A 12,708-nucleotide genomic window follows, 5' to 3' on the forward strand; every position below is an offset into this window, starting at 1 on the left:
CTTATTTAACGCGACGCGTTACAGTACCAGTGCTGCGATAGAGGCAGACAGTACGCTCACCAGCGTTGAGCCGTAAACCAGTTTCAGACCGAAGCGAGAAACGACGTTACCCTGTTCTTCGTTCAGACCTTTAATCGCACCGGCGATAATACCGATGGACGAGAAGTTCGCGAAGGAAACCAGGAATACGGACAGGATGCCTTCAGCACGTGGAGAGAGCGTGCTGGCAATTTTCTGCAGATCCATCATCGCAACGAATTCGTTAGAAACCAGTTTGGTTGCCATGATACTGCCCACCTGCAGCGCTTCGTGAGCCGGTACACCCATCACCCAGGCAACAGGGTAGAAGATGTAGCCCAGGATGCCCTGGAAGGAGATCCCCAGCACCGCGGCGAACAGGGCGTTCAGGGCAGAAATCAGAGCGATGAAGCCGATCAGCATGGCGGCAACGATAATCGCCACTTTGAAGCCCGCCAGAATATATTCACCCAGCATTTCGAAGAAGCTCTGACCTTCGTGCAGATTCGCCATCTGCAGGTTCTCTTCGCCTTCCTCAACACGGTACGGGTTGATCAGTGACAGCACGATAAAGGTGCTGAACATGTTCAGTACCAGAGCAGCAACCACGTATTTTGGCTCCAGCATGGTCATATACGCACCCACGATTGACATGGAGACGGTAGACATTGCTGTTGCGGCCATGGTGTACATACGGTTACGGGACATCTTACCGAGAATATCTTTATACGCGATAAAGTTCTCAGACTGGCCCAGAATCAGGGAGCTGACGGCGTTGAACGATTCCAGTTTACCCATTCCGTTAACTTTGGAGAGTACGGTACCAATGGCACGGATCACAATCGGCAGAACACGAATGTGTTGCAGAATACCGATCAGCGCAGAGATGAAGACGATTGGGCAAAGTACTTTCAGGAAGAAGAACGCCAGACCTTCATCGTTCATTTTACCGAAGACAAAGTTAGTCCCTTCATTGGCGAATCCGAGCAGTTTTTCGAACATTTCGGAGAAGCCTTTTACGAAGCCAAGCCCCACGTTGGAGTTCAGGAAGAACCACGCGAGTAAAACTTCAATAACGAGAAGCTGAACAACAAAGCGAATGCGGATTTTTTTACGGTCATGGCTGACCAGTAACGCAAGCGCAGTAACGACAACGAGTGCCAGGACAAAGTGAAGGACGCGGTCCATATTTGCTCCAAATATGAGGCAGGTTTAATTTTCGTGCACATTCTATGTAACAACCGAAAAGAAAACGAGATCAAGGACACACTATAGTTACATCCTGTGACGAGTCTCAAAAATAGTGATCCACAATACATTTTCGTTATGTTAGGTAAATGAGTGAAAAGTTAAGTTTGTGTGCTAGTCTTCACAAAAGAGCGCGCGATTTCGGTTTCTGTTAGATCGTCCTCCGCTTACCCGCCCGTCTATCGTTCAAAGCTATCAGAGAAATCACCGTAAGCTTTACAAATGATCTTGATAATCATTCTCATTTTGATAGCATTAAACATAGCAAAGGCTATATTTCAGAGGCAGAAATGACAAACAGTCGCGTTGAGGGTAGCAGTGGCAGAGCAGCACGCAAGTTGCGGTTCGCATTAATGGGACCTGCGTTCATTGCTGCCATTGGTTATATCGATCCAGGTAACTTTGCGACCAATATTCAGGCCGGGGCCAGCTTCGGCTATAAACTGCTGTGGGTCGTTGTCTGGGCTAATCTGATGGCCATGCTGATTCAAATGCTCTCGGCCAAACTGGGGATAGCTACCGGTAAAAACCTCGCCGAGCAGATCCGCGATCACTATCCGCGTCCTGCCGTATGGCTGTACTGGATCCAGGCTGAAATCATCGCGATGGCAACTGACCTCGCCGAATTCATCGGTGCGGCAATTGGTTTCAAACTGATCCTCGGGGTATCGCTGTTGCAAGGGGCCGTGCTGACCGGTATCGCCACCTTCCTGATTCTGATGCTGCAGCGTCGGGGGCAAAAACCGCTGGAAAAAGTCATTGGCGGCCTGCTGCTGTTTGTCGCTGCGGCCTATATTGTTGAACTGATTTTCTCACAGCCGAACCTGGTGCAGCTCGGTAAAGGGATGGTGATCCCAAGCCTGCCAACCTCTGAAGCGGTGTTCCTCGCCGCCGGGGTACTGGGGGCGACCATCATGCCGCATGTGATTTACCTTCACTCCTCGTTAACCCAGCACCTGCACGGTGGGACGCGTAAAGAGCGCTATTCGGCAACCAAATGGGATGTGGCTATCGCCATGACGATTGCCGGTTTTGTGAATCTGGCGATGATGGCTACTGCCGCCGCCGCTTTCCACTTTAATGGCCACACCGGTATTGCCGATCTCGACCAGGCCTATCTGACGCTGGAGCCGTTATTGAGCCATGCAGCTGCGACCATATTTGGTCTAAGCCTGGTGGCGGCAGGTCTCTCCTCCACGGTGGTGGGAACACTGGCCGGGCAGGTGGTCATGCAAGGGTTCGTTCGTTTCCATATCCCGCTGTGGGTGCGTCGTGCCGTCACGATGTTGCCGTCATTTGTGGTGATCCTGATGGCGCTGGACCCAACACGCATTCTGGTCATGAGCCAGGTGCTGCTGAGCTTTGGGATCGCACTTGCGCTGGTGCCGCTGCTGATCTTTACCAGCAACAAAGACCTGATGGGCGAACTGGTTAACACTATGATGGTGAAACGGATCGGATGGGCTATCGTGGTCGTGGTAGTGATGCTGAACCTGTGGTTACTGATAGGCACGGCATTGGGGTTATAAAAGAAAAAGGAGCCGGGAGGCTCCTTTTTTATGATTAGTGTCGACCGTGGCCGTGGCCGTGGCCATGTCCACCGCGACCTTTACCGCCGCGATCCCAGCCGCCACGGCGGTCATCACGGTCGTTCCAGCCTTCGCGATAACCACGCTCGTAGGCGTTGTTTTTATACCAGCCGCGGTGCAAACCATTATCATGTTTCCACCAGCGGTCGCCGCGCCACTCATAGTGACGGTGCCAGTAGTCACGGTCGCGCCAGTAGCCACCGTCCCAGTATCTGCCGTAGTCGTCACGATCGCCAATTTGTAATTTTACTGATGGCAACAGGGTGATTTCGCCAGCAGTGGCGACCAGCGGGGCCGAAGCCAGTAATACCGCTGCAAGAATCAGTGACCTGAACATACTCTTCTCCTTCACGATCGGGGCCTTGTTGGGCCTGTTAACGCAATTTTACGAGTTGGTAAAGGCTCGTTTCATCGCCTCAACTCCGAATTCAGACGTGATAGCACTTTTTGCTAAAATAGGATTTATTTTGAGCTATTCAGGATCCCGTCAATGGTGGTCAGCTCTTCCGCCGTGAAATGGCGGTTCTCCAGCATGCCCACTGCATCGTCTATTTGCCCGGTTTTACTGGCGCCAATCAGTACGGAAGTTACCGCCTCGTGGCGTAAAATCCAGGCCAGCGCCATCTGAGACAGCTTCTGTCCCCGGCTTTCTGCCAGCGCGTTCAGTCTTCTGACTTTTTCCAGTTTCTCCTGGGTTATCTGATCCGGATTCAGGAACTTGCTCCCGCTCGCGGCACGGGAGTCTGCCGGAATACCGTTCAGATAGCGATCGGTCAGTTGCCCGCCCGCCAGCGGCGAGAACGGAATGCAGCCGACCCCTTTTTCCTGCAAAACGTCCAGCAAACCCGCTTCCGGCGCACGTTCAAACATAGAGTATTTCGGCTGATGGATCAGACATGGTGTGCCAAGGTCATTGAGGATGTCGATAGCCTGACGCGCCAGCGCCGCAGGGTAATTGGATAGGCCGACATACAGGGCTTTCCCCTGACGCACCAGATGGTCAAGCGCTTTCATTGTCTCCTGCAGCGGCGTTTCCGGGTCAGGACGGTGGTGGTAGAAGATATCGACATACTCCAGCCCCATACGTTTCAGACTTTGATTCAGGCTTGCGATGAGATATTTGCGCGATCCCCAGTCACCGTAAGGGCCGTCCCACATGGTGTAGCCCGCTTTCGTCGAGATGATCAGTTCATCGCGCCACGGCAGAAAATCTTCCTGCAAAATGCGGCCGAAATTGCGCTCGGCGGAACCGGGAGGCGGACCATAGTTATTGGCAAGGTCGAAGTGTGTGATACCAAGATCAAACGCGCGCTGTAAAAGTTGACGGCTGTTTTCGATAAGCGTGGCGTCACCGAAGTTGTGCCAGAGCCCAAGAGAGATGGCGGGTAATTTAACGCCACTTTGCCCACAGCGACGATACAGCATTGTCTGATAACGGTTTTTATCTGGCTGATAACTCATGCTCATGACCTCTGGCGCTAAAAAGAAATAACCGTGTATACGTTTACACTCATGCGAAAAAAAAGAGCATAGCGCAGCCGTTTTTGTAAAGCATTCTTTCCATGACCTTCTTTCTGTCATTTCTGGACAGCCATCACGCTTATTTAATACTCAAAGTGAGGTCAACGTCAGAAGGACACCTGTTATGCGAACCCCATACTGCGTCGCCGATTACCTGCTGGACCGTCTTACAGATTGTGGTGCCGATCATCTGTTTGGCGTGCCGGGCGACTATAACCTGCAGTTTCTCGACCATGTCATCGACAGCCCGGATATCTGTTGGGTGGGCTGTGCTAATGAGCTAAACGCATCTTATGCCGCTGACGGATATGCCCGATGTAAGGGCTTTGCCGCGCTGCTGACAACATTTGGCGTAGGGGAGTTAAGTGCCATGAACGGCATGGCCGGCAGCTTTGCCGAACATGTTCCGGTGTTACATATTGTGGGGGCACCGGGTACGGCCTCACAGCAAAAAGGGGAGTTGCTGCACCACACGCTGGGTGATGGTGAGTTCCGCCACTTCTTCCATATGAGTGAACCGATCACGGTCGCACAGGCGATCCTGACCGAACAAAATGCCTGCTACGAAATCGACAGAGTGCTCACCACCATGCTGCGGGAGCGCCGTCCCGGCTACCTGATGTTGCCTGCCGACGTGGCTAAAAAATCGGCTACGCCGCCTGTAAGCGCTCTCACTCTCAAACCGGTTCATGGCGATAATGCCTGCCTGAAAGCGTTCCGTGATGCCGCCGAGAGCAGGCTGAAAACGAGCAAACGTACTGCGCTGTTGGCCGATTTCCTTGTCCTGCGCCACGGTCATAAACATGCGCTGCAAAAATGGGTGAAAGAGGTGCCGATGGCACACGCCACCATGCTGATGGGCAAAGGAATATTCGATGAACGGCAGGCCGGTTTTTACGGTACGTACAGTGGCTCGGCGAGTGCTGGCGCGGTAAAAGAGGCGATTGAAGGCGCAGATACGGTGTTGTGCATCGGGACACGATTTACCGATACGCTGACCGCCGGCTTCACGCATCAGTTAACCCCGGCGCAAACGATAGAAGTTCAGCCGCATGCCGCCCGCGTCGGTGATGTCTGGTTTACCGGGATCCCGATGCTTCAGGCGATTGAGACGCTGATGGATCTGTGCAAACAACACGTGCACGATACGCCTGTACCGTTGTCTCAGAGCGCGATGGCCTACCCGCAGACGGAGGGCTCACTCACCCAGGAGAATTTCTGGAGCACGCTGCAAACCTTTATTCGCCCGGGTGACATCATTCTTGCCGACCAGGGCACTTCGGCCTTCGGGGCGATTGATCTGCGTCTGCCTGCAGACGTGAATTTCATCGTCCAGCCGCTGTGGGGCTCCATTGGTTATACCCTGGCCGCGGCGTTTGGTGCGCAAACCGCCTGCCCGAACCGGCGCGTGATTGTACTCACCGGTGACGGTGCCGCCCAACTGACCATTCAGGAAATGGGATCGATGCTGCGTGATAAACAGCACCCCATCATCCTGGTGCTTAACAACGAAGGGTACACGGTAGAGAGAGCCATCCACGGACCGGAACAGCGCTATAACGACATTGCTTTATGGAACTGGACCCAAATCCCGCAGGCACTGAGCCTGGATCCTCAGGCGCAATGCTGGCGGGTCAGTGAAACGGAACAGCTGGCGGACGTGCTCGAAAAAGTGGCGCACCACGAACGGCTTTCGCTGATTGAGGTAATACTACCAAAGGCGGATATCCCGCCGCTGCTGGGGGCGATTACCAAAGCGCTGGAGGCGCGTAACAGCGCCTGATCACTTGTCGTTACGCCAGGCCATCAACATCGGTTTGCCCGCCAGCAGGAGCCAGGCGGGCAACATCACGATGCAAAGTAACGGGATGAGGGTGGTATCCGGAACCACCACTGCGGCCATAAACAGGCTCAGCCAGGCATCGCGCGTCACCACCAATACCAGCCCCAGAATAGAGCAGGAGACAGTAATCGCCGCCGGCACTGCATCCACATGTTCATGCAGCATCAACCCCAGCGCGACGCCGACAAAGACCGCCGGGAAAATCCGTCCGCCACGAAAACCGCACGCTGCCGCCACCACCAGTGCCGCCAGCTTTATCAGCGCAAACAGCAGATAATCGGACACGCTAAACACCTGACTGAAGGCCAGCTGCTGCATCTCATCCAGACCTTTAAACAGCGTGACCTTACCGCCGATGGCCCCCAGAATGCCGAGCATCAACCCCCCGACGCCGAGGATCAATACCGGATGTTTGAGCTTATGCACCTGGCGGTGCAGACGCGGCAGACACCAGACCGCGATCATCCCCAGCGCAATGGCAATAGCGACCACAACCGCACCGCTGAAGATATCGGCTATCTGCATCTGGCCGTAGTGGGGAAGGGAGAGCGAGAAGTGCGGATTGAAAAACAGACTGGTGGTGAGTGCGCCGGCCGCGGCGGCCATCAGTGGCGCAAAGAGTTTATCCCAGAGCGGGACGTCGTTATTGCTGGAGAGCGTTTGCGAGAAGATCAGCGCGGCCGCGACCGGCGTGCCGAAGAGTGCGCCGATGGTGCCGGCAGACGCCAGAATCGTCCAGTCCAGGGCTCCGACCCGGGGCAAAATGCGTGAACCGAGAAATACCGCCAGGCCGATATTGACCGCCATGATGGGATGCTCTGGCCCCAGGCTAACGCCGCCCGCCAGACCAATAATTAACGCGATAATGAGCCCAGGCAGCGCTGCAGGTGCGACCGGGGCACCAATCAGCGGTTCCAGCGCCGGATCCGGCCCGGCATGCCCAGGGCTAAAGCGGATCACCAGACCCACCGCAACGCCCGTCAGGGTCAGCATCATAATGATCCACGCCGGCGAATCAACGTTGATACCCATTTGAGCCGGAAGCGCTGTCCATAACATCGTTTGCACCACCGAGGCGACTTTCATCACGACGATAAGTACCAGGCTTGAGACAATACCAATAATTAAGGCCGGGATTGCCAGCAACAGCATGGTTCTGGCTCGCGGGTGGAGCATGATAATTTCCTTGTACAAAAAGGTATTACGTTACTTTGCACAATCAGCATTGTGGCAATAGTGCAAAAGGTGCTGAAACGGTAAAGTTATTCTGTGACGAAGATCGATAATCCCGGGGCATTCACCTTCCGGTCGTTGTTGTTATCACGCCTTGAATTTACAGTGTTCCAAAGATTTATTCTGACTTTAGCGGAGCAGTAGAAGAATGACAAAGTATGCTTTGGTAGGAGATGTGGGCGGCACGAACGCGCGCCTGGCATTATGCGATGTAAGTAGCGGTGAAATTTCCCGGGCGAAAACCTATTCAGGCCTGGATTACCCCAGCCTTGAGGCCGTTGTCCGCGTCTATCTGGAAGAGCACAAGGTCAGCGTTGACGATGGCTGTATTGCTATTGCCTGCCCGATAACCGGCGACTGGGTCGCGATGACCAACCATACCTGGGCATTTTCCATCGCCGAGATGAAAAAAAACCTCGGCTTTGCACATCTGGAAATCATCAACGACTTTACGGCGGTGTCGATGGCTATCCCGATGCTGAAGCCAGAGCACCTGACTCAGTTTGGCGGTACCGCACCGGTAGAAGGCAAGCCGATTGCCGTTTACGGTGCCGGTACGGGTCTGGGCGTTTCGCATCTGGTGCATGTCGATAAGCGCTGGGTGAGTCTGCCGGGTGAAGGTGGCCACGTGGACTTTGCACCGAACAGCGAAGAAGAGGGCATTATTCTGGAAGAGCTACGCGCTGAGATCGGCCACGTGTCGGCTGAGCGCGTGCTTTCCGGTCCTGGGCTGGTGAACCTGTATCGTGCGATTGTGAAATCTGACGGCCGTCTGCCGGAAAATCTGCAGCCGAAAGACGTGACCGAGCGCGCACTGGCAGACAGCTGCATCGACTGCCGTCGCGCACTGTCGCTGTTCTGCGTGATCATGGGGCGTTTTGGTGGCAACCTGGCGCTTACGCTCGGCACCTTCGGTGGCGTTTACATTGCCGGTGGCATTGTGCCGCGCTTCCTGGAGTTCTTCAAAGCGTCAGGCTTCCGCGGTGGGTTTGAAGACAAAGGACGTTTTAAAAGCTACGTGCAGGACATTCCTGTTTACCTGATTGTGCACGACAACCCGGGTTTACTTGGCTCGGGCGCCCACCTGCGTCAGGTGCTCGGCCAGATCCTCTAAAACCCAGCCCCTCTCTTGCGGGAGAGGGGATTTACAGATGCATTAACTGGCGGAACTCTTTGACCTTGCTGCGGCTCACTGGTACCTGAAAATCAAGATCCTTCAGGCGCAAAATGTAGGTGTTGTTAAACCACGGCTCGATCTCGCGGATCTTGTTTAAATTCACGCAAAACGATCGGTGACAGCGGAAGAAATGCGCTGTCGGCAGCTTGCTGCAAAACTCGGTAATGTTCATCGCCATCACGTACGATTCCCGCCGCGTATAAACAAACGTCATCTTTTCATGGGCTTCGGCATAGTAGATATCGTTAACCGGCGTCACGATGATACGTTCATCCTTCACCAGGTTAATCGTGTCATTCTCACGTACTGCGGGGCTTGCGGTGACAGGGGTGTTCTGCTGTTGCCACGCGGCCTCCAGCTTTTGCAGCATGGTGACGATGCGTGACTCCTGGTAAGGCTTAAGGATATAGTCAAACGCCTCCAGTTCGAAAGCTTCAACTGCGTGCTCCTTCCAGGCGGTAACGAAGACAATAAACGGCTTATGGGAAAACTGATTGATGTTTTGCGCCAGTAATACGCCATCCAGCGACGGAATGTTGATATCAAGAAAAATGGCATCAACGCGGTTATGCTGCAAAAACTTCAGCACGTCCAGACCATCGTCAAACGTGCCCACGATCTCCATCTGACTGTGCGTTTTGATGAGCCAGCTCAGCTCCTGTTGAGCCAGAAACTCATCTTCTACAATGATCACTTTCACGGGTTACTCCGGCCTAAGGCAACAGGGATGTAGACGCATGAACGGGAGAGCGTCCATTCGGGATATAAAAGGCGATCTCGGTGCCCGGTTCAAGGCGCTGAATATGCAGCCCGTCGCCATACAGCAGTTTGACCCGGTGGTGTACATTCAGCAGCCCAATCTTATTCCCCGGCATCTCGTTGGCCTCAACGCGCTCAATGACTTTAGGATCAATTCCGTGGCCGGTATCACGCACGGCAATCCGCACGCGGTTGCCGCTTTCGGTCACGCTGATGGTCACCACCCCTTTCCCTTTACACGGCTGAATCCCATGGACGATAGCGTTCTCAACCAGCGGCTGGATCAGCAGGCTTGGGATCACACAGTTGACCTCTTCATCAATATCGTAAATGACCGTGAGTTTGTCACCAAAGCGCGCCTGCTCAATCGCAATGTAATCCTTGATCTGATAAAGCTCTTTTTTAATGTCGATTTGCTCGTCATCATTTAGCTCAATGTTGTAGCGCAGATAGCGTGACAGATTGAAAATCAGCTGACGTGCGGTATCCGGATTAAGTCGAATGGACGAGGAGATCGCATTCAGCGCGTTAAACAGAAAATGAGGATTAATTTTACTCTGCAGCGCGCGCAGCTCTGCCTTATTTGCCATCTCGCGCAGTTGTTCCGCGCGGGAGACCTCCAGCTGGGTAGAGATAATCTGCGACAGCCCGATGGCCATCTCCTGCAGGGAGGAGGTGATCTGGTGCGCGTGGCAGTAGTAAATTTTCAGGGTTCCCGTCACCACGCCTTTCTCCCACAGCGGGATCACCAGCATGGAGTGAATTTCTGGGGTTCTGTGGGCTTCATCATTGTTTTTAATGATGATTTTACCGTAATTGATCGCCTGCCTGGTGGTGGGGCTGATGGTGTCATCGCTGTCCTGATAGTTATGCTCACCCACGCCAACATAGGCCAGGACGTGGTCGATATTGGTAATGGCCACGGCATCGGCATGAATATCGCGACGGATGATATCGCAGACCTGACGTAAGGATTCGGCGTTAACATGGCGGAAGAGCGGCAGCGTTTTGTTGGCGATATCCAGCGCCAGCTTGGCCTGACGTGCGGCGCTGGCCTCTTTTTCCCCTTCAACGCTTTGCACCAGCAGCACGATAAAACCGATACAGACGCTGCCGAGGATCATCGGAATACCGATTTTAGAGACAATATCCAGCCCCAGCGCAATGGTGGGAGCCCAGACGACCACCAGAACCATGGTCAGCGTTTCGCACAGCATGCCCGCGATGATCCCGGCGCGCCAGTGCTGCTTTTTCGGTATTTTGCGGTTAATCCAGCCGGAAAGGACGCCGGCGATGATGCTGGTGATAAAACACGGCACCGCCGTCACGCCGCCGATATCTATCAGGTAACGATGTGTCCCGGCAATGAGACCCGTAATAATGCCCACCCAGGGGCCAAACAAGATCCCACCGGACATCACGGCGATAACACGCACGTTGACCAGCGATCCTTCTACCGGCACCCCGGACCAGGTGCTGAACAGGGCGAACAGTGAAAAGATGGCGGTAACGGCCAGCAGCTCTTTTGCCGAGTGGGCGGACTTGTGCAAAAGCTCGCGGAACAGGCGAATACGAATGAGGAAAAACAGGCAAATCAGCATTAATGCCGCACGGTCAAAAACCGCCAGCAGCATATCGAATATTTCGTGCACGAGTCGACCAGCGAAAAGAGGAAAGCCCAATGATAAAAAACCTGACGCCTGTTGACCAGCTATCCGTCGTGTTTATCAAATGAGGAAAAACCATAATCTTCAAAGGGGATTGAGGGTGACTTCCTGAAGATGCCAGTTTTTTAACTCCTGGAGAGCGACAAGGTAACAGCTTTGATATCATCATGTTAAACACTGGGTATTAAAATTGCGCAATTAGCAGGAACGCTTCCGCTTTCAGTACCTGAAGGTTCCCGTTTTTAATGCGACATCTTTTTTTTGCTTAACCCCTCGACAGCATGTTTTTTTTCAGGTTATTTTCTAAACACGCCACATAAGTGGCAGCGTCGCTCGGACGGTCCGGGCGCTAACGTTAATCTGAGGAATCTATGGCTGAATTCAGTCCTGAACGCCGTTTTACGCGTATCGATCGTCTCCCCCCTTATGTTTTCAATATCACTGCTGAACTGAAGATGGCTGCGCGTCGTCGCGGCGAAGATATTATTGATTTCAGCATGGGTAACCCTGACGGCCCAACGCCTGCGCATATTGTTGAGAAGCTCTGCACGGTCGCCCAGCGCCCGGATACGCACGGTTACTCCACTTCTCGCGGCATTCCTCGATTACGTCGTGCGATCTCTCGCTGGTATCAGGATCGCTATCAGGTTGATATCGATCCGGAAAGTGAAGCCATTGTCACCATTGGCTCGAAAGAGGGGCTGGCGCACCTGATGCTGGCTACGCTGGATCATGGTGATACGGTGCTGGTGCCTAATCCAAGCTACCCCATCCATATTTACGGCGCGGTGATTGCCGGCGCGCAGGTTCGCTCTGTGCCGCTGGTGGAAGGGGTCGATTTCTTTAACGAGCTGGAACGTGCGATTCGTGAAAGCTATCCGAAACCGAAGATGATGATCCTCGGCTTCCCGTCTAACCCTACGGCGCAGTGCGTAGAACTCGACTTCTTTGAGAAAGTCGTCGCACTGGCGAAGCGTTACGATGTGCTGGTGGTACACGACTTAGCCTACGCCGATATTGTGTACGACGGCTGGAAAGCGCCTTCCATCATGCAGGTTCCGGGCGCACGTGATGTGGCGGTGGAGTTCTTTACCCTGTCGAAAAGCTACAACATGGCGGGGTGGCGTATTGGCTTTATGGTGGGTAACAAAACGCTGGTGAGTGCACTGGCGCGTATTAAGAGTTACCACGATTACGGCACCTTTACCCCATTGCAGGTGGCCGCTATCGCCGCGCTGGAAGGCGATCAGCAGTGTGTTCATGATATTGCCGCCCAGTATAAACGCCGTCGCGATGTGCTGGTTAAAGGGCTGCATGAGGCTGGCTGGATGGTGGAAATGCCGAAAGCGTCAATGTATGTCTGGGCAAAAATCCCTGAGCCTTACGCGGCGATGGGGTCACTGGAGTTTGCCAAAAAGCTGTTGCAGGACGCGAAAGTCTGCGTCTCGCCGGGCATTGGCTTCGGTGATTATGGCGATACCCATGTACGGTTCGCGCTGATTGAAAACAGCGACCGTATTCGTCAGGCGGTGAGGGGCATTAAGAGTATGTTCCGCGCCGACGGGCTTCTCGCATCAAAGAGTGCCGCTGAACAGCACGAATCTTCATGACATAAAAAAACAGGAGCCAACGGCTCCTGTTTTTTTGACTGCA

The 12,708-nt window shown here is 53.8% G+C and carries 10 protein-coding genes; 4 read left to right on the forward strand and 6 right to left on the reverse strand.

What is annotated here, in order from left to right:
* Positions 1–18: 18 nt before the first annotated feature.
* On the reverse strand, positions 19–1,206 hold the full coding sequence (locus NQ842_RS07625; RefSeq protein WP_013098187.1) for a NupC/NupG family nucleoside CNT transporter: 1,188 nt from the start codon (positions 1,204–1,206) through the stop codon (positions 19–21).
* A 350-nt stretch (positions 1,207–1,556) separates the two neighbouring features.
* On the opposite strand from NQ842_RS07625, the gene NQ842_RS07630 reads away from it, so the two are divergent.
* Positions 1,557–2,795 (forward strand): Nramp family divalent metal transporter, encoded by a 1,239-nt coding sequence (locus NQ842_RS07630; protein WP_257256694.1) that lies wholly within the window; start codon positions 1,557–1,559, stop codon positions 2,793–2,795.
* A 34-nt stretch (positions 2,796–2,829) separates the two neighbouring features.
* On the opposite strand, the gene NQ842_RS07635 is transcribed toward NQ842_RS07630, so the two are convergent.
* Both NQ842_RS07635 and NQ842_RS07640 read right to left on the reverse strand, forming a co-directional pair.
* Complete coding sequence (locus tag NQ842_RS07635) at positions 2,830–3,192, reverse strand: DUF2502 domain-containing protein (RefSeq protein ID WP_050861133.1); 363 nt, start codon at positions 3,190–3,192, stop codon at positions 2,830–2,832.
* Positions 3,193–3,317: 125 nt separating this feature from the next.
* Complete coding sequence (locus tag NQ842_RS07640; protein ID WP_050861134.1) at positions 3,318–4,316, reverse strand: aldo/keto reductase; 999 nt, start codon at positions 4,314–4,316, stop codon at positions 3,318–3,320.
* A 184-nt stretch (positions 4,317–4,500) separates the two neighbouring features.
* Between NQ842_RS07640 and ipdC the strand changes: the two genes are divergently transcribed.
* Positions 4,501–6,159, forward strand: coding sequence for an indolepyruvate decarboxylase (gene ipdC, locus NQ842_RS07645; RefSeq protein WP_050861135.1), 1,659 nt, complete (start codon positions 4,501–4,503; stop codon positions 6,157–6,159).
* Here ipdC and NQ842_RS07650 read toward each other — a convergent pair whose 3' ends face one another.
* Positions 6,160–7,395, reverse strand: coding sequence for an ion channel protein (locus tag NQ842_RS07650; protein WP_047361135.1), 1,236 nt, complete (start codon positions 7,393–7,395; stop codon positions 6,160–6,162).
* Positions 7,396–7,600: 205 nt separating this feature from the next.
* Between NQ842_RS07650 and glk the strand changes: the two genes are divergently transcribed.
* Positions 7,601–8,566, forward strand: coding sequence for a glucokinase (gene glk, locus NQ842_RS07655; RefSeq protein ID WP_014832812.1), 966 nt, complete (start codon positions 7,601–7,603; stop codon positions 8,564–8,566).
* 31 nt (positions 8,567–8,597) lie between these two features.
* On the opposite strand, the gene NQ842_RS07660 is transcribed toward glk, so the two are convergent.
* Together NQ842_RS07660 and NQ842_RS07665 are read right to left on the reverse strand one after the other, a co-directional pair.
* Positions 8,598–9,329 (reverse strand): LytTR family DNA-binding domain-containing protein, encoded by a 732-nt coding sequence (locus NQ842_RS07660; protein ID WP_257256695.1) that lies wholly within the window; start codon positions 9,327–9,329, stop codon positions 8,598–8,600.
* Between the two features lie 13 nt (positions 9,330–9,342).
* Complete coding sequence (locus NQ842_RS07665; protein ID WP_257256696.1) at positions 9,343–11,040, reverse strand: sensor histidine kinase; 1,698 nt, start codon at positions 11,038–11,040, stop codon at positions 9,343–9,345.
* Positions 11,041–11,426: 386 nt separating this feature from the next.
* On the opposite strand from NQ842_RS07665, the gene alaC reads away from it, so the two are divergent.
* Entirely contained in the window at positions 11,427–12,665 is a 1,239-nt protein-coding gene (gene alaC / locus NQ842_RS07670; protein ID WP_014832810.1) for an alanine transaminase, read from the forward strand.
* Positions 12,666–12,708 lie beyond the last annotated feature (43 nt).

Source organism: Enterobacter cloacae complex sp. R_G8 (assembly GCF_024599795.1).
In the GTDB taxonomy this organism is placed as follows: Bacteria; Pseudomonadota; Gammaproteobacteria; order Enterobacterales; family Enterobacteriaceae; genus Enterobacter; species Enterobacter dissolvens.

Bases quoted from the DNA above. Each gene is read 5' to 3' on its own strand.
- ipdC (WP_050861135.1), top strand. From the start codon at position 4,501: ATGCGAACCCCATACTGCGTCGCCGATTACCTGCTGGACCGTCTTACA.
- NQ842_RS07630 (WP_257256694.1), top strand. From the start codon at position 1,557: ATGACAAACAGTCGCGTTGAGGGTAGCAGTGGCAGAGCAGCACGCAAG.
- glk (WP_014832812.1), top strand. From the start codon at position 7,601: ATGACAAAGTATGCTTTGGTAGGAGATGTGGGCGGCACGAACGCGCGC.
- NQ842_RS07650 (WP_047361135.1), bottom strand. From the start codon at position 7,395: ATGCTCCACCCGCGAGCCAGAACCATGCTGTTGCTGGCAATCCCGGCC.
- alaC (WP_014832810.1), top strand. From the start codon at position 11,427: ATGGCTGAATTCAGTCCTGAACGCCGTTTTACGCGTATCGATCGTCTC.
- NQ842_RS07640 (WP_050861134.1), bottom strand. From the start codon at position 4,316: ATGAGTTATCAGCCAGATAAAAACCGTTATCAGACAATGCTGTATCGT.
- NQ842_RS07635 (WP_050861133.1), bottom strand. From the start codon at position 3,192: ATGTTCAGGTCACTGATTCTTGCAGCGGTATTACTGGCTTCGGCCCCG.
- NQ842_RS07625 (WP_013098187.1), bottom strand. From the start codon at position 1,206: ATGGACCGCGTCCTTCACTTTGTCCTGGCACTCGTTGTCGTTACTGCG.